Origin of the sequence: Mesorhizobium sp. CAU 1741, from assembly GCF_039839275.1 — a bacterium.
Taxonomy (GTDB): domain Bacteria; phylum Pseudomonadota; class Alphaproteobacteria; order Rhizobiales; family Rhizobiaceae; genus Aerobium.
Map to the genome: position 1 here is coordinate 138373 of NZ_JBDOQP010000003.1, position 15975 is coordinate 154347.

A 15975-nucleotide genomic window follows, 5' to 3' on the forward strand; every position below is an offset into this window, starting at 1 on the left:
CTACGCCTTGCGCTGCGTAGCCCACGCGAAGACGGCGACCAGAAAGAACACCGGTATGCCCAGCTCAAGCACTTCTTCGGAAACGATCGCCACCTGTTCCAGCTTGGGCGTGATGGCTATTCCGAACGGTTCTAGCTTGGAGGCGATCCCGTCCACCGACTTTGCCACAACGCCGAAGGCTCCCGCAAGGAAGAGCGCATACGCATAGGCCTGAGCGGAGCGCAGAGCATCGAGGAAGGCCCTTGTATGCCGGACCAGCATGGCGATCACGCACCATGCGAGAAGCGCGACGATCACGATGCCGATCGCCTTCTCCAGCAGCGGTACCTGCGACGACGTGTAGAAGGTCGACTTGGTCAGGCTGACCGTCGTGAACCTGTTGTGCATGTCCAGTTCGCGCATGCACATGACGGCCGGGATCACCGCGAAATAGGGGTGACGCCATATGAAGCGGCTGCCGGTTTCCCGCCACATCGCAACGATCGCGGTCAGATAGCCGCCAGCGGAAAGAACCTGGACCGGCCCGCTTTCGCCGACATAGAAGTCGAGCTGTTCGCCCGAGAGCGCGAAGGCAATCGCGAAGACGAAGGCCAGTCCCAAGAGACACAGGGCTATGAGGAAGTAGTAGTGAGACTGCTGATCTCGCCATTCGTGCTGTGTAGCGTGTCGTTCTGCCATTCGTGAGCGGTACCTGAAAAAAAACTTAGCCGGGATCGCACTTTGCGACCCCGGCCAGGATTGTTCAAGCCGCGATTGGCGGATTAGCGCGAATAGAACTCGACGACGAGGTTCGGTTCCATCTGCACGGCAAAGGGAACGTCCGCGAGGCCGGGAATCCGGCTGAAGGTCGCGACCATCTTGTTGTGATCGGTCTCGATGTAGTCCGGCACATCACGTTCGGCGAGCTGCACCGATTCGAGGACGATGGTGAGCTGCTTCGACTTCTCGCGCACTTCGATCACGTCGCCGGGCTTGCAGCGGTAGGAGCCGATGTTGACGCGGCGGCCGTTGACGTTGACGTGGCCGTGATTGACGAACTGGCGCGCAGCAAAGATCGTCGGCACGAACTTGGCGCGGTAGACGACCGCATCGAGACGCGACTCCAAGAGGCCGATGAGGTTGTCCGGCGTATCGCCCTTGCGGCGGTTTGCCTCCTCATAGGTCTTGCGGAACTGCTTCTCGGAAATGTCGCCGTAGTGACCCTTCAGCTTCTGCTTGGCGCGGAGCTGCAGGCCGAAGTCGGACATCTTGCCCTTGCGGCGCTGTCCGTGCTGGCCCGGACCGTATTCGCGACGGTTGACCGGGGACTTCGGACGGCCCCAGATATTCTCGCCCATGCGGCGATCGAGTTTGTATTTTGCGGATTCGCGCTTGCTCATCGCATTTCCTTTCACGGAGTTAGCTCCCAATGCTTACGCATCGGGTGAAGGAAACGCGCCCTCCTCTGGCTTCCATTTTCGAAACCTGACAGGACCTCTCACGCACGCTTTGCGAAGACGTCCACGGGACACGTCGTTTAAACACCGTGCCTTGCGGCGCGGAGTTGGCGGGTGAGTATGACAGATCGGCGAAGGTGTCAAGCGACGGGCGGCATTCGCGCGACGCAGCACCTGGCATCCATCATCGCGCTGACGATCTTCGACTACGTTCGTAAATCTCGATCAATATCGTAGTTGCACTCACGTCAACAGGTTCAACAGCATCTGCGGCGCGGTGTTGACGATATTGATCGTCTCCATTGCAAGCTGTTTCTGCGCCTGCAGCGCCGACATCCGCGCCGAGTTCGCGTTCATGTCCAGCGCCGAGATCGGTCCGATGCCGATAACCTCGCCCATCGTGTCGCCAATCGCCGTGATCTCGTCCTTCATCCCGAGCGACAGGTCGACATGCTCCTTGAAATCGAGCGTATGGTCGTCGTCCTCGCTGCTCTCCTCCGCGGCCGAGAACACGCGCGCCTTCAGCAAGGCAAGCAGCGACTTCATCATCGTTGCGACTTTCTGTCGGGGGCGTTTCGGAGGACATGCCGGAAAGATTCGGCGGACGTAGGCGTCATGCCATCGTGCGCCTGGCGCACGACCGTCGGATCGCACCCTGCCAGAAAGAATTTTCGCGAGTATTTAGGGAATTGCTAAAATGTTAACGAGCGACATGCGTCAGCCCGAAGCCCTTGACGAGCCTCGACATCGATGGCGCGGGCGCTTTCGACGTGAACACTGCCAGATCTAGGCGCTGCGGAGCCGCCTGATCGGTCGACGCGAGCAGCGAGAGCGCGCGCCGCGCTATGGCCTCCGCTGGATCGATCCAGTCGACCGGCCACGGTGCGGTCTTGCGCATGCGGTTGACCAGGAACGGATAGTGGGTGCAGGCCAGCACCACGATGTCGGTGCGGCGTCCGTCCAGTTCGTAAAAGCAAGGTGCAATCTCCGCTCGCACCGCATCCTCGTCGACAAAGCCGTCACGCATGTAGTTCTCGGCGAGTCCTGCCAGCCTCTCGCTGCCGACAAGACGCACATGCACCTTCGAGGCCCATTCGCCGATCAGGTCCCGCGTATATTGGCGCTTGACCGTTCCGGGCGTGGCCAGAACCGAGACGAGGCCAGAACGGGTGCGCTCGGCGGCGGGCTTGATGGCTGGCACCGTGCCCACAAACGGCGTTTCTGGAAACGCCTCGCGCAGGTCGCCCAGCACCAGGGTCGAGGCGGTATTGCATGCGATCACCGCGATCTCGGGGTCGTGTTCGGCGATCAGGCCGCCAAACAGCTCGACAATGCGTGCCCGCAGTCCGTGTTCCTCCCATGCGCCATAGGGAAAGCCAGCGTCATCGGCAACATAGACGAAGTGCCGGTCCGGCATCAGAACCCGCGCCTCACGCAGCACCGTGAGTCCGCCGACCCCCGAATCGAAGATCAGCACCGGCCGGTCATTCATCCGCATCGCCTTCATCTGTCCTCGACACCCTGGCACTGGGACCGCGCGGTTCCTTTGGTGAGTATTGGTCGAGGGACTTCACCACGCCGCGCAGCAGCTTGATCTCGGCGGTGGCGAAAGCCGGCCGGGTCAACACCGCGCGCAAATTGTCGACCATCGTCGGCTTCTTCGCCGGGGGTCGGAAATAGCCGCGCACGGAAAGCGCCTCCTCGATATGGTCGAACAGACCCTGCAGCACCTCCTTGGGCGCGGGCCTCATCTCCGGCCCCTGGAACGGCGTCGCGTTTTCGTCCTCCAGCCCCGCCTTCATCCACTCATACGACATCAGCAGCACCGCCTGGGCGATGTTCAGCGAGGCGAAGGCCGGATTGACCGGGAAGGTGACGATCTCGTCGGCGAGCCCGACCTCGTCATTGTTGAGCCCGAACCGCTCGCGCCCGAACAGGATGCCGGTGCGCTCGCCACCCGCAAACCGCCGCCGCAGGATGCGGCCCGCTTCCACGGGCCCGCGTACCGGCTTGAACCCGTCGCGCTCGCGCGCCGTCGTCGCGATCACGTAGTTCAGGTCGCCGATCGCCTCGGCCAGCGTATCGAAGACCGTGACGCCGTCGATAACGTGATCGGCCTTGGATGCTGCCGCCTTTGCCTTCTCGTTCGGCCAGCCGTCGCGCGGCTTGACCAGCCGCAATTCCGCCAGGCCGAAATTGGCCATGGCGCGCGCCACCATGCCGATGTTCTCGCCAAGCTGCGGTTCGACCAGGATTATCGCCGGGCCTTCCTGGATCAATTGAAGTTCACGGTGCGTGCCTGCCATCGGGCGCCTCTGCTCTGAAAGCCTGCTCCAATGGCACAGCTCGTGAGAAAACGGAACGCCTCACCGCCCCACGAAGCGCCGAATGGCAGCCGCGACATGCGTCGGCTTCTCATGCAGCACCCAGTGGCTTGCATCCTCGATGTGCTCAATGAGGAGGTTCGGCGCAAATCGATCGAGGCCTTCCAGGCAGGAGGGTAGCAGCGCCTGGTCCCGGTCTCCCCAGATCACCAGATGGCGCATCGGCACCATGAAGGTGTCGTTCGGCATGTCGAGCAGCGACCGCCCCGCGAACGTCTCGTCAGGTGCCGGCACCACGATGGGCGACGCGCGGTACCAGTTCAGCATCGTCGTGAGCGCGCCGGGCCGCGACCACGCCTCGACGTAGCGCGCCTTCATCGCCTCGTCGAAAAACGGCGCGGCGGAAAAGCCTTCTACCATGCGCGCAAGACGCCTGAACCCGTCCTCCGACAACAACGCCTCGGCATCCGGCTGCCGCAACCGGTTGATGTACTGGCTGGCGGAGCGCTGTTCCGGATCGGTGAGGATCGCGCGTTGGAAGCAGACCGGGTGGACGCCATTGGCGACGATCAGGTGTGACAAGCGCTCGGGATGCGCCATCGCATAGGCATAGGCGACCGACGCGCCCCAATCATGGCCGGCGAGAATGAACGGCCGGTCAGGCGACAGCCGATCCGCGAGGGCGTTCAGGTCGGCGACCATATGCCGGGCCCTGTAGGCATCGACGCCAGCGGGCCGGAACGACAGGTTGAATCCGCGCTGGTCGGGCGCCACCAGCCGGAAATCGACCGCCAACTCGCGCATCACTTCTGCCCAGCCGGCCCAGAATTCGGGAAATCCGTGCAGGCAGATCATCAGTGGCGCGGAGGCATCGCCGGCCACGGCGACGTTCAGGCTCCCTGCTCCGACGTCATGGCTTTCGAAGCGAATTTCCATTCGTGCTCTTTCTTCGTGCGGCTGGCGCGCAAGCGGCCGCGCGCGGCTTTGCCTTCCCGCCGCACGATGCTATAGGGGCCGCATTTCCAGTTCGAATCCCCAGGGGCGCTCGGCGACCCACTTCAGAAACGAGGCATTTCTTATGGCGAAGATCAAGGTGGAAAACCCGGTCGTCGAACTCGACGGCGACGAGATGACCCGCATCATCTGGCAGTTCATCAAGGACAAGCTGATCCACCCCTATCTTGACATCGATCTTCTCTATTTCGACCTCGGCGTCGAGAAGCGTGACGAGACCGACGACCAGATCACGATCGACGCCGCCCATGCGATCCAGGAGCACGGCGTGGGCGTCAAGTGCGCCACGATCACGCCCGACGAAGGCCGCGTCGAAGAGTTCGGGCTCAAGAAGATGTGGAAGTCGCCCAACGGCACCATCCGCAACATACTGGGCGGCACCATCTTCCGCGAGCCGATCATCATGAAGAACGTGCCGCGGCTGGTTCCCGGCTGGACCAAGCCGATCGTCGTCGGCCGTCACGCCTTCGGCGACCAGTATCGCGCCACCGACTTCAAGTTTCCCGGCAAGGGCAAGTTGACGATGAAGTTCGTCGGCGAAGACGGCCAGGTCATCGAACACGAGGTGTTCGACGCGCCGGCAGCCGGCATCGCCATGGGCATGTACAATCTCGACGAGTCGATCCGCGACTTCGCCCGCGCCTCGCTCAACTACGGCCTCCTGCGCGGCTGGCCGGTCTACCTGTCGACCAAGAACACCATCCTCAAGGTCTATGACGGCCGCTTCAAGGACATCTTCCAGGAAATCTACGAGGCCGAGTTCGAGGCTGCCTTCAAGGAAAAGAAGATCTGGTACGAACACCGCCTCATCGACGACATGGTGGCGGCCTCGCTGAAGTGGTCGGGCGGCTATGTCTGGGCCTGCAAGAACTATGACGGCGACGTGCAGTCCGACACCGTGGCGCAGGGTTTCGGCTCGCTCGGCCTGATGACGTCCGTGCTGATGACGCCGGATGGCAAGACGGTCGAGGCGGAAGCCGCCCACGGCACCGTCACCCGCCACTATCGCCAGCACCAGAAGGGTGAGGAAACCTCCACCAACTCGATCGCTTCGATCTTCGCGTGGACCCGTGGCCTCGCCCACCGGGCCAAGCTCGACGGCAATGACGAGCTCAAGCGTTTCGCGGACACGCTGGAGACGGTTTGTATCCAGACGGTCGAGTCCGGTTTCATGACCAAGGACCTGGCGCTTCTCATCGGTGCCGACCAGCCCTGGCTGTCGACCGTCGGATTCCTCGACAAGATCGACGAGAACCTGAAGAAGGCCATGTCGGCCTGACCGGACGCCAGCATCGAACTCAGGAAAGGCGGTCTCGTACCGCCTTTTTTGTTGCCCGCATGAATTCGGCGTGAACGCGGCGAACCATTCGGCCAGCCGCGCATTCAATTCATGTATCGATCAAGGGAGCACATTCATGAAGACCAGACAGTTCACACTCGCCGTGGCCGCAGCATCGATGATGGGCGGCGCAGCCTTCGCTCAAGGCACATGGGTCGAGATCGAGGACACCATTCAGGTTCCCACGTTCGAAGCGACCGTCGACCAGATCGACGATTGGGATGTCTCCAATGTCGGAGGCAGCGTGATCGGTGAAGTCGAAGAGGTCGTCGGGACGGATGCCAATACGCCAACGGCGCTGGTGATCGACCTCGAAGGCAATGAAGGTTACGCCGACCGCGACGTCGTGGTCCCGTTCGACCAGTTTACGCTTGACGGCGATCGGCTGACGCTGCGCGCCGATCCTGCCGCCGCCGCGCAGATGGAAGAGTGGTCCGACTGACCCGCCATAGAGTGCCAAAATGCATAAGGGCCGCTCGCGCGGCCCTTTTTCTTGGACAGCAGCAGTCGCCTTATCCGGCCAATGCGGCCTTCACTGCCGCAATCGCATCGGCGGCCTTCGCGCCGTCCGGACCGCCGGCCTGCGCCATGTCCGGCCGACCACCGCCGCCCTGACCACCGATCGCGGCCGAGGCGTGGCGCACCAGATCGACCGCCGAGACACGGTCCTTCAAATCGTCGGTGACGCCAACGACGACGCTCGCCTTGCCGTCCTCGGCAGTGCCGACGAACACCACGACGCCCGAGCCGAGCGACTTCTTGCCTTCGTCCGCAAGCGGCTTCAGGTCCTTGGGCGAGACGCCGGCAACAACACGGCCGATGAAGCCGATGCCGGCAACGTTCTCGCTCTGCTGCGCGTCGGAGGCGGCCGCCCCGCCGCCAAGCGCCAGTTTCTTGCGCGCGTCGGAGAGTTCGCGCTCCAGCTTCTTGCGCTCGTCAAGCACGACTTCCAGCCGTGCCACGACATCGGCCGGCGCCACCTTGAGCGCTGCGGCCGCAGCCTTGAGCCGCTTGTCCTGCTCGTCGAGGTGGCGGCGCGCGCCGTCGCCCGTGAGCGCCTCGATGCGGCGCACGCCCGAGGCGACCGCGCCTTCCGAAACCAGCCTGATGATGCCGATGTCGCCAGTTGCCGATACATGCGTGCCGCCACACAGTTCCACGGAGTAGGCCTTGCCCGCCCTGTCGCCGTCGAGCGCGGTGCCCATGCGCACGACCCGCACCTCGTCACCATACTTCTCCCCGAAAAGCGCCATCGCACCCTCGGCAATCGCGTCGTCGACGGCCATCAGGCGCGTGGTCACCGGCGCGTTCTGCAGAACGATCTCGTTCGCCATCGTCTCGATGCGGTCCATTTCTTCCGTCGAGATCGGCTTGGTGTGCGAGAAGTCGAAGCGCAGCCGCTCCGGCGCCACCAGCGAACCCTTCTGGGCGACATGGGTGCCCAATATCTCGCGCAGCGCCTCGTGGATGAGATGCGTCGCGGAATGGTTTGCGCGAATTCTGGCGCGGCGAGCGTGGTCGACCTTCATCTCCACCGGCGCGCCGAGCTTGACGCTGCCCGACACGACCTTGCCGACATGCACGAACAGGCCGTCGCCCTTCTTCTGCGTATCGGTGATCTCGATGGCGAACCCCTCACCCTTCATCATCCCGGTATCGCCGACCTGGCCGCCAGATTCGCCATAGAACGGCGTCTGATTGACGACGACCAGAACCGGGTCGCCTTCCCCGGCAGCGTCAATGACGGCACCGTCCTTGACCAAGGCGGTGACGACACCTTCCGCCGCCTCCGTCTCGTAGCCGAGAAATTCGGTCGCGCCGACCTTGTCGCGCACGGAAAACCACACCGTTTCCGTCGCCGCCTCGCCGGAACCGGCCCAGCTTGCCCGCGCTTCAGCCTTCTGCCTTTCCATCGCATCGGTAAAGCCGGCAATGTCGACCGAAATGCTGCGCTGGCGCAGCGCATCCTGCGTCAAATCGAGCGGGAATCCATAGGTGTCATAAAGCTTGAAGGCTGTTTCACCGTCCAGCATCGCGCCTGCGGACAGATCGCGTGTCGCATCTTCCAGCAGGCCGAGGCCGCGCGCCAGCGTCTTGCGGAAGCGGCTCTCCTCGAGCTTGAGCGTCTCGGCGATCATCGCTTCGCCGCGCACCAGTTCCGGATAGGCCTGTCCCATCTCGCGCACCAGGGCCGGCACCAGCTTGTGCATCAGAGGGTCGCCGGCACCCAGCAGTTGCGCGTGGCGCATGGCGCGGCGCATGATGCGGCGCAGCACATAGCCGCGTCCCTCGTTCGACGGCAGCACGCCATCGGTGATCAGGAAGCAGGATGAGCGCAAATGGTCTGCGATGACGCGATAGGACGCCACGGTCTCGGCCGTTGGCGCCTTGCCGATTTGCGAGGCGGCGGCGTCGATGAGATGGCGGAACAGGTCGGTCTCGAAGACGCTCTCCACGCCTTGCAGGATCGACGCCATACGCTCCAGCCCCATGCCGGTATCGATGGATGGTCGCGGCAGCGGCACCTGCACGCCCGGCTCCGTCTGCTCGAACTGCATGAAGACCAGGTTCCAGAATTCGAGGAACCGGTCGCCGTCCTCTTCCGGGCTGCCGGGCGGCCCCCCCCAGATGTGGTCTCCGCGATCGATGAAGATTTCGGAGCATGGGCCGCATGGGCCGGTATCGCCCATCGCCCAGAAATTGTCGCTGGTCGCGATGCGGATGATCTTGTCGTCCGAAAGCCCGGCGATCTTCTTCCAGTATTCGGCTGCCTCGTCGTCGGTGTGATAGACGGTGACGAGCAGATTGTCCTTCTTGAGGCCGAACTCCTTGGTGATCAGCGTCCAGGCAAGCTCGATCGCGCGTTCCTTGAAATAGTCGCCGAACGAGAAATTGCCGAGCATCTCGAAGAAGGTGAGATGGCGCGCGGTGTAGCCGACATTGTCGAGATCATTGTGCTTGCCGCCGGCGCGTACGCTCTTCTGCGCGGTCGTCGCGCGCTGGTAGGGGCGCGCCTCAAGGCCGGTGAAGACATTCTTGAACTGCACCATCCCGGCATTGGTGAACATCAACGTCGGATCGTTGCGCGGCACGAGCGGGCTGGAGGCGACGACCTCGTGGCCGTTCCTGGCAAAATAGTCGAGAAAGGTCGACCGTATCTCGTTGACGCCACTCATGCTCAAGCCTTCGTGAAATGCCGCGATCTTCGCGCGGAAATGGGACGAAATCGGAGATGGCTTTTAGCGTCCGAGCCCCCGCCTGTCCAGAAATCCCGCCTACCACGCTTCAGAAACGGAAAAGACCGCCGGCTGTATCGAGCCGGCGGTCCTGAACCATCGAATGCGGCCAGCCGGCTACATGCCGGACGCCTCGTCCATGTCGGTGTTGCCGTCCTGGTCGCCCGGTCCGCCATTTTCAAGAAACTGCTCGGCGATGAGGCCGGCATTCTGCCGCAACGCCAGTTCGATCTCGCGCATCATCTCGGGGTTGTCGCGCAGGAACTGCTTGGCGTTCTCGCGGCCCTGGCCGAGGCGCTGCGAATTGTAGGAGAACCAGGCTCCGGATTTCTCGACGACGCCGGCCTTGACGCCGAGGTCGACGAGTTCACCCGTCTTCGACACACCCTCGCCATACATGATGTCGAACTCGACCTGCTTGAAGGGCGGTGCCAGCTTGTTCTTGACTACCTTGACGCGGGTCTGGTTGCCGACGACCTCGTCACGATCCTTGACCGAACCGATACGGCGAATGTCGAGACGGACAGAGGCATAGAACTTCAGCGCGTTGCCGCCCGTGGTCGTCTCGGGCGAGCCGAACATGACGCCGATCTTCATGCGGATCTGGTTGATGAAGATGACCATGCAGTTGGAGCGCGAAATCGACGCGGTCAGCTTGCGCAGCGCCTGGCTCATCAGGCGGGCCTGCAGGCCGGGCAGTGAGTCGCCCATTTCCCCCTCAATCTCGGCGCGCGGCGTGAGCGCGGCGACGGAATCGACGACCAGCACGTCGATGGCCCCGGAGCGAACGAGCGTATCGCAGATTTCCAGCGCCTGTTCGCCGGTATCCGGCTGCGAGATCAGCAGGTTTTCCAGGTCAACGCCCAGCTTGCGGGCATAGACGGGGTCGAGCGCATGCTCGGCATCGACGAAGGCGCAGATGCCGCCCTTCTTCTGGGCTTCCGCAACCGTGTGCAGCGCCAGGGTCGTCTTGCCGGAGCTTTCCGGTCCGTAGATCTCGACGATGCGGCCCTTCGGCAGGCCACCGACGCCGAGCGCGATGTCCAGTCCCAGCGAGCCGGTCGGGATCGTCTCGATCTCGACGACCTGCTCGTTGGCGCCGAGCCGCATGATCGAGCCCTTGCCGAAAGCACGCTCGATCTGCGAGAGCGCCGCATCCAGAGCCTTTGATTTGTCCACCGAACCATCCTCAACAAGCCGCAATGAATTCTGAGCCATGATACCTTACCCCTTGGTGGTGAGCGAAGCCGGTCAGTCCGGTGTCCCTGAGTTTTTTGTACCTTTTTTGTTCTTATTTTGCAAGAGCGGCATCCTGTTGAAATATATACGCTTCTGCAATTTGTTCTATTTTTGTCTTCTCCCTGCGTTGCGGGGTGTATTCCAAAACGCCGCAGGATGCAGTCGCGGGACCTGCGCCGGGCAAGGGATCGCGGCGGCGTTCGATTCGGCGCGGATGATTGCGCCGGAGTCGCGCTGCAACTACGGTGCCGCTCATATGAACAGGCCCCGGCGACGGCGATGACGAAACCTCGATTGTTTGCCGCCGGCGCGGCGCATATGGACCGACGCGGGCGCGTGCACGCCGCTTACGTGGCGGGGGCGTCGAACCCCGGCACGATGCGCGAGGAGATCGGCGGCGGCGCGTTCAACGCCATGCGCAACGCGGTGCGCCACGGCGTGGCGGGGAGCCTGATGTCACTGCGCGGAGGAGACGTGGCGGGCGAGGCCGTGGCACGCGCGATCGCGGCGGCGGGGATCGAGGATCGCTCGGCGACGTTTCTGGACCGGACGACGCCGAGCTATACGGCGCTGCTCGACGAACATGGCGAGCTGATCGCCGGATTTGCCGACATGGGCCTGTATGAGACGGGCTTTGCGCGCCAGATGCGCCGGCGGGCGATCCGCGACGCGGTGGCGGCGGCCGACGCGGTGCTGTGCGACGCCAACCTGCCGGCGGACGCCGTGGCGCGGCTGGCGCGGCTGGCCGGCGACGCGCCGCTCTACGCCATCGCCATCTCGCCGGCCAAGGTGGCGCGGCTGGAACCGTCGCTGGAGCACATCGCCTGCCTGTTCATGAACCTGCGCGAGGCACGGAGACTGACAGGCGACGCGGCGATGACGGCGACGGAGGCAGCCCGGGCGCTCCGCTCACGGGGGCTGGCAAGCGGCATTATCACCGACGGCGGCAGGGCGTTGACCGGTTTCGACGCGCGGGGGATCTTCACGCTTTCGCCGCCGCACGCCGCACGGATCGCCGACGTCACCGGCGCGGGCGACGCGATCGCCGGCGTCACGGTGGCGGGGCTGATGGACGGCATGGAGCTTCGCGAGGCGGTGCGGCGCGGCATTGCGGCGGCGCGGCTGACGGTGGAGAGCGAGACCGTCGTCGCCGCCTATGACGACGAGACATTCTCAGCCACGCTGGCGCTTGTGGCGCAGGCCCGTCCCGTGGCATGAGGCCCGCTGCCCAAGGAGACACCCGATGAGCACCCGCCACCTAGACATTTCGCCCGACGTGCGCGCCGCGCTGGCCTCGGGACGGCCGGTGGTGGCGCTGGAGAGCACCATCATCACCCACGGGATGCCCTACCCGCACAATAGCACGATGGCGGCGCGGGTTGAGGCGATCATCCGCGACGAGGGCGCGGTACCGGCGACGATCGCGGTGATCGACGGCCGGGTGAAGGTGGGCCTGTCGGACGGCGAGCGCGAGACGCTGGCGCAGGCCAAGGACGCGATGAAGCTGTCGCGGGCCGACATCGCCTTCGCGGTGGCGCAGGGGCGCACCGGCGGCACGACCGTGGCGGCAACGATGATCGCGGCCCACCTGGCCGGCATCAGGGTGTTCGCCACGGGCGGCATCGGCGGGGTGCACAAGGGCGCGGAACGCAGCTTCGACATCTCGGCCGACCTCGACGAACTCGCCCGCACGCCGGTGCTCGTGGTGTCGGCCGGCGCCAAGGCGATCCTCGACATCGAAAAGACGCTCGAGGTGCTGGAGACGCGCGGCGTGCCGGTGGTGGCGTTCGGCACCGACATCATGCCGGCCTTCTGGTCGCGCAGCTCGCCCTACCCCGCGCCGCTGCGGCTGGACAGCGCCGCCGACATCGCCCGCTTCTTCTCCGCGCGGGCGGAACTGGGCATCAGCGGCGGCATGCTGGTGGCCAACCCGGTGCCGGAGGAGGCGGAGATCGCCGCCGAGACGATGGCGGTTCATATTGCGGCGGCACAGGCGCAGGTGGACAAGAATGGCGTGACCGGCAAGGCGGTGACGCCGACGCTTCTGGCGCGCATCCTCGAACTGACCGGCGGGGCGAGCCTTCGCACCAACATCGCGCTGGTGGAAAACAATGCGCGCCTGGCTGCGAGGATTGCGGGAGCGCTGTGACGTCGCATCACGCGCGTGGAGGGCTTGTCACCAAGCTGTCCAGATTGATGACGGCGTTCCTTCGCGCCCCCCTCTGTCCTGCCGGACATCTCCCCCACGAGGGGGGAGATCGGACTTCATATCACTTATCGCTCATCCTGCGGCGCTGGCGACTGATGCCATCCTCGAAGCCGCCGAACTCCCCCACGAGGGGGGAGATCGGACTTCATATCACTTATCGCTCATCCTGCGGCGCTGGCGATTGATGCCATCGCCTCGAAGCCGCCGAACTCGCCTGCGAGGGGGGAGATCGGATTTCATATCACTTATTGCTCATCCTGCGGCGCTGGCGATTGATGCCATCCTCGACACTGCCGATCTCCCCCCGCGTGGGGGAGATGTCCGGCAGGACAGAGGGGGGCACCATCGAGCGCCGCCGCCAGAACCCGCCTCGGCTCAGCGCTGGGTGAGCGGGACGAGGTGGATTTCGACGCGGCGGTTCTGGGCGCGGCCGTCGGGGGTGTCGTTGCTGGCGACCGGCTGCGAGGGGCCGAACCCCTGGATGGCGAAGCGGCGGCCGTCGACGCCCTGCGACACCAGATAGGAGCCGACCGACTGGGCGCGGCGCTGCGACAGCGCCTGGTTGTGCTGCAGGCTGCCGGTCGAATCGGTGTGGCCGTTGATATCGACCAGCGTGCGGTCGTATTTGTTGAGCACCAGCGCGACGGCGTTGAGCGTCTGGTAGAAGCTCGACGTGACCTGGTCCTGGTCGGTGGCGAAGGTGACGTTGGAGGGCATGTTGAGGATGATGTTGTCGCCCTGGCGGGTGACCGACACGCCGGTGCCCTGCAGGTAGCCGCGCAGTTCGGACTCCTGATTGTCCATGTAGGCGCCGATGGCGCCGCCGGCCAGCGCGCCGACGCCGGCGCCGATGAGCGCGTTGGTGCGGTCGGAATAGCCGCCGGTCAAAAGCCCGACGCCGGCACCTGCCAGCGCGCCGATGGCGGCACCGCCGGCGGTGTTCGACACGCGCTGCTGGCCGGTGTAGGGGTCTGTCGTGCAGCCGGCCAGAATGGTGGCCGCAGCGGCGGCGATCGCGATCTTCTTCATCATGATTTCCCTCATTGTCGTCTCAGCGCGGCGCAGGCGCGCCGCTCATCCCTCGCCTTCTTCTTCCTTCCGATTAAGGCGAAATGGCGCCCGGGGCAAGCGCTCGGCGAGCCCGTCGCGCCATTGCGGCGTCTGCGCGGCGACGACGAAAGCCATCATGTCGACGGCGCGCTCCACCGCGCGGCCGGTGATGCCGCCGGGGCACTCGATGCCGCCTTTTCGCGTCGGGACCGCGTGGCAGCGGCCGAGCCTGCGGCAGTCGCGCCGGGAGCATTGCAGGTGGCGCCCCTCCTCCGTCGCGGCATAGCGCAGCGCGACGAACAGCACCTCCAGCACGTGATTCGGCAAAAATGTGCCTTCGGGCGGATGCATTGCGTCGAGCCGGGCATTGCGCTTGCGCGACCAGGCGGTGACGTTCTCGATGGTGTAGCCGTCCTTCATGTCCATGATGCGGGTTCCTTTGCTGGCGTTCAGGGCCAAAGTGCCGGGCTCGAGCGCGGGGCGGCTTGCGCATGGGCGCGCGACGGCGTCCGCCACGCAAGCGTGCGGTTAGAGGCGACGGGACAGCGGGGCGCGGGGTCGGCACCGTCTCGTTTCTGTCTATTAAAGGCGCGTCGACCGCGCCCCGCCGGTGCGGGTGCCACGCCGGTCGTGCCGACCTTGCGTCGGCCGTTTCCGGCGCCGGCCGGGATCTGAGGGCTCCGCCCAGCACCGCCACCGAAAGGCGCTGCCGATCCCGACACCGTCACCCCGCCGCTGGACTTCGGTCCGGACCCGCGATCCCGTCACGCGGAGTGATGAGGCGGATTGTGCGCGAGGATGCGGTGGGGGTGGATGGGATTTTTTGGGGGGGGCAGGTTCCTACCCCACGGCGGTCGCCCGCGTCGTTTCTCCGCAACCCGAAACCGGCCATTCGAAAGATGGCCAGATTTGCCTTGAACACGGCCGAAAGATGCCGAGCGGCAATCATCTAAAGTAGCCTCGGCCTCCAATTTGGCCGCTGCGATTCAAGCAAGAAGAGCAAAACAGTGTCGCCATCTCAGCGTTGCCACCAAGTGGCGCAACGGTGCCCCTTAGCCCAACGCCAGTTATGATTCTTCTCAGATCGACATCAGAAATCCGATATACTTGCGATAGAATGATGCATGCGAATCGAACTCTCAGAGCAATCAATTGACGCGCTCGCCGAAATCATCTCCGGCGGCGCAGCCAACGGTTACGAGCCGTCGATCGGCCTGTATCGGCAGGGCTGGCGGCTCGAAGCTTGGTTCAAGACGTTTGGTGTTCCATTCGACATCAAGGGAGAGAGCCGACTCCCGGCCACCAAGACCGCGATTCGGGGAGCCATCTTCCTCGACCCTGGTAATGGCGAACTGCTTAAGCGGATTATAGAAAGCTCTGCAGATCCCCGCGACTTCATAAAGGAACCGGAGCGACACTCCGCAGTCGTGGAGTATATCAACAAGCATTTGTTCTACGATGGTCTGAAACTCGAGCAGGCTGGTCGCACCATGCAGCTAGTGGAGATCGTCGAAACCGCCCCGGTTACTGGCGAGTTGTCGGCCATGGCAGCGGGCATCGATTTTGACACCGTCAGCCGAGATCTTGATCGCGCCCTTCGCGCCGCCAACAGTGACCCCGAAATTGCCGTTACCGCTGCTTGTTCTGTGGTTGAAAGTGTGTGCCGATCAATCTTGGTTGAGCTTGAGGTAGATTTCCCATCCAAGCAAGATATCACAAGCCTCTATCGAGCGGTCCGAGATCCACTCGGCCTCGATCCCATGAAGGAAGGCCTGGCAATCGAGATCGTTAACGACGTCAAGGCGGTGCTCTCGGGGCTGGTGACGGCGGTGCAGGGCATCGGCTCCCTCCGAACCCACGTCGGCGGCGCGCATGGCAAGGAGAAGGGCTTCCGTCGAATAGACGCACGCATCGCTAAGCTCGCGATCCACTCAGCTTCCGCGATCGCCTTATTTATCATCGAGACTTGGCAGATAAGGCATCCGGGCCGAAAGCTACCGCTCCGAGTGGAGCCTAAAGAAGGCTCTTAGGGTCATCTATCGTGGTGGGATCGGCCGGCCGCGATCACGCAAGTAACCCGATATCATTCCCACATGGAGAATTTGCGGGGTTTCTGCTAACACATCTC

At 64.1% G+C, this 15975-nt stretch carries 15 protein-coding genes; 5 read left to right on the forward strand and 10 right to left on the reverse strand.

The genetic code is table 11. The features are described 5' to 3' along the window. The 6 genes from AAFN84_RS14365 to AAFN84_RS14390 all read right to left on the reverse strand — a co-directional run bounded on the left by AAFN84_RS14365 (position 1) and on the right by AAFN84_RS14390 (position 4696). Positions 1-678, reverse strand: a complete 678-nt coding sequence (locus AAFN84_RS14365) for a hypothetical protein (protein WP_347515290.1) — start codon at positions 676-678, stop codon at positions 1-3. 83 nt (positions 679-761) lie between these two features. Continuing rightward, positions 762-1379, reverse strand: a complete 618-nt coding sequence (gene rpsD / locus AAFN84_RS14370) for a 30S ribosomal protein S4 (RefSeq protein WP_347515291.1) — start codon at positions 1377-1379, stop codon at positions 762-764. A gap of 300 nt (positions 1380-1679) precedes the next feature. Then, positions 1680-1985 (reverse strand): flagellin, encoded by a 306-nt coding sequence (locus tag AAFN84_RS14375; RefSeq protein WP_347515292.1) that lies wholly within the window; start codon positions 1983-1985, stop codon positions 1680-1682. 151 nt (positions 1986-2136) lie between these two features. After that, positions 2137-2928, reverse strand: coding sequence for a glutamate racemase (murI, locus tag AAFN84_RS14380; protein WP_347515293.1), 792 nt, complete (start codon positions 2926-2928; stop codon positions 2137-2139). Further along, positions 2921-3742: an RNA methyltransferase gene (locus tag AAFN84_RS14385; RefSeq protein ID WP_347515294.1), complete on the reverse strand. Its 822-nt coding sequence runs from the start codon at positions 3740-3742 to the stop codon at positions 2921-2923. Before AAFN84_RS14385 ends, murI begins: the two co-directional genes overlap by 8 nt. A gap of 60 nt (positions 3743-3802) precedes the next feature. Further along, the gene (locus tag AAFN84_RS14390) at positions 3803-4696 is read right to left on the reverse strand and encodes an alpha/beta hydrolase (protein ID WP_347515295.1); all 894 of its coding nucleotides are present in this window, start codon (positions 4694-4696) and stop codon (positions 3803-3805) included. Between the two features lie 142 nt (positions 4697-4838). Between AAFN84_RS14390 and AAFN84_RS14395 the strand changes: the two genes are divergently transcribed. Next, positions 4839-6053 carry an NADP-dependent isocitrate dehydrogenase gene (locus tag AAFN84_RS14395; protein ID WP_347515296.1) on the forward strand — a complete coding sequence of 405 codons (1215 nt, stop codon included), beginning with the start codon at positions 4839-4841 and terminating at the stop codon, positions 6051-6053. A gap of 136 nt (positions 6054-6189) precedes the next feature. Continuing rightward, on the forward strand, positions 6190-6555 hold the full coding sequence (locus AAFN84_RS14400) for a PRC-barrel domain-containing protein (protein WP_347515297.1): 366 nt from the start codon (positions 6190-6192) through the stop codon (positions 6553-6555). A gap of 70 nt (positions 6556-6625) precedes the next feature. Here AAFN84_RS14400 and alaS read toward each other — a convergent pair whose 3' ends face one another. Both alaS and recA read right to left on the reverse strand, forming a co-directional pair. After that, positions 6626-9289, reverse strand: coding sequence for an alanine--tRNA ligase (gene alaS, locus AAFN84_RS14405; protein WP_347515298.1), 2664 nt, complete (start codon positions 9287-9289; stop codon positions 6626-6628). Between the two features lie 177 nt (positions 9290-9466). Continuing rightward, complete coding sequence (recA, locus tag AAFN84_RS14410) at positions 9467-10567, reverse strand: recombinase RecA (RefSeq protein WP_347515299.1); 1101 nt, start codon at positions 10565-10567, stop codon at positions 9467-9469. Between the two features lie 300 nt (positions 10568-10867). On the opposite strand from recA, the gene AAFN84_RS14415 reads away from it, so the two are divergent. Both AAFN84_RS14415 and AAFN84_RS14420 read left to right on the forward strand, forming a co-directional pair. Beyond that, entirely contained in the window at positions 10868-11806 is a 939-nt protein-coding gene (locus tag AAFN84_RS14415) for a carbohydrate kinase family protein (RefSeq protein WP_347515300.1), read from the forward strand. A gap of 25 nt (positions 11807-11831) precedes the next feature. Further along, on the forward strand, positions 11832-12737 hold the full coding sequence (locus tag AAFN84_RS14420) for a pseudouridine-5'-phosphate glycosidase (RefSeq protein ID WP_347515301.1): 906 nt from the start codon (positions 11832-11834) through the stop codon (positions 12735-12737). Positions 12738-13172: 435 nt separating this feature from the next. Here AAFN84_RS14420 and AAFN84_RS14425 read toward each other — a convergent pair whose 3' ends face one another. Together AAFN84_RS14425 and AAFN84_RS14430 are read right to left on the reverse strand one after the other, a co-directional pair. Beyond that, a complete protein-coding gene (locus AAFN84_RS14425; protein WP_347515302.1) occupies positions 13173-13829 on the reverse strand; it encodes an OmpA family protein in 657 nt (218 codons plus the stop codon). A 42-nt stretch (positions 13830-13871) separates the two neighbouring features. Further along, a complete protein-coding gene (locus tag AAFN84_RS14430; RefSeq protein WP_347515303.1) occupies positions 13872-14273 on the reverse strand; it encodes a hypothetical protein in 402 nt (133 codons plus the stop codon). 698 nt (positions 14274-14971) lie between these two features. Between AAFN84_RS14430 and AAFN84_RS14435 the strand changes: the two genes are divergently transcribed. Then, positions 14972-15877 (forward strand): abortive infection family protein, encoded by a 906-nt coding sequence (locus tag AAFN84_RS14435; protein ID WP_347515304.1) that lies wholly within the window; start codon positions 14972-14974, stop codon positions 15875-15877. Positions 15878-15975 lie beyond the last annotated feature (98 nt).

Excerpts from the sequence above, each read along its gene's own strand:
- AAFN84_RS14365 (WP_347515290.1), bottom strand. The coding sequence starts at position 678 with ATGGCAGAACGACACGCTACACAGCACGAATGGCGAGATCAGCAGTCT.
- rpsD (WP_347515291.1), bottom strand. The coding sequence starts at position 1,379 with ATGAGCAAGCGCGAATCCGCAAAATACAAACTCGATCGCCGCATGGGC.
- AAFN84_RS14375 (WP_347515292.1), bottom strand. The coding sequence starts at position 1,985 with ATGATGAAGTCGCTGCTTGCCTTGCTGAAGGCGCGCGTGTTCTCGGCC.
- murI (WP_347515293.1), bottom strand. The coding sequence starts at position 2,928 with ATGAATGACCGGCCGGTGCTGATCTTCGATTCGGGGGTCGGCGGACTC.
- AAFN84_RS14385 (WP_347515294.1), bottom strand. The coding sequence starts at position 3,742 with ATGGCAGGCACGCACCGTGAACTTCAATTGATCCAGGAAGGCCCGGCG.
- AAFN84_RS14390 (WP_347515295.1), bottom strand. The coding sequence starts at position 4,696 with ATGGAAATTCGCTTCGAAAGCCATGACGTCGGAGCAGGGAGCCTGAAC.
- AAFN84_RS14395 (WP_347515296.1), top strand. The coding sequence starts at position 4,839 with ATGGCGAAGATCAAGGTGGAAAACCCGGTCGTCGAACTCGACGGCGAC.
- AAFN84_RS14400 (WP_347515297.1), top strand. The coding sequence starts at position 6,190 with ATGAAGACCAGACAGTTCACACTCGCCGTGGCCGCAGCATCGATGATG.
- alaS (WP_347515298.1), bottom strand. The coding sequence starts at position 9,289 with ATGAGTGGCGTCAACGAGATACGGTCGACCTTTCTCGACTATTTTGCC.
- recA (WP_347515299.1), bottom strand. The coding sequence starts at position 10,567 with ATGGCTCAGAATTCATTGCGGCTTGTTGAGGATGGTTCGGTGGACAAA.
- AAFN84_RS14415 (WP_347515300.1), top strand. The coding sequence starts at position 10,868 with ATGACGAAACCTCGATTGTTTGCCGCCGGCGCGGCGCATATGGACCGA.
- AAFN84_RS14420 (WP_347515301.1), top strand. The coding sequence starts at position 11,832 with ATGAGCACCCGCCACCTAGACATTTCGCCCGACGTGCGCGCCGCGCTG.
- AAFN84_RS14425 (WP_347515302.1), bottom strand. The coding sequence starts at position 13,829 with ATGATGAAGAAGATCGCGATCGCCGCCGCTGCGGCCACCATTCTGGCC.
- AAFN84_RS14430 (WP_347515303.1), bottom strand. The coding sequence starts at position 14,273 with ATGGACATGAAGGACGGCTACACCATCGAGAACGTCACCGCCTGGTCG.
- AAFN84_RS14435 (WP_347515304.1), top strand. The coding sequence starts at position 14,972 with ATGCGAATCGAACTCTCAGAGCAATCAATTGACGCGCTCGCCGAAATC.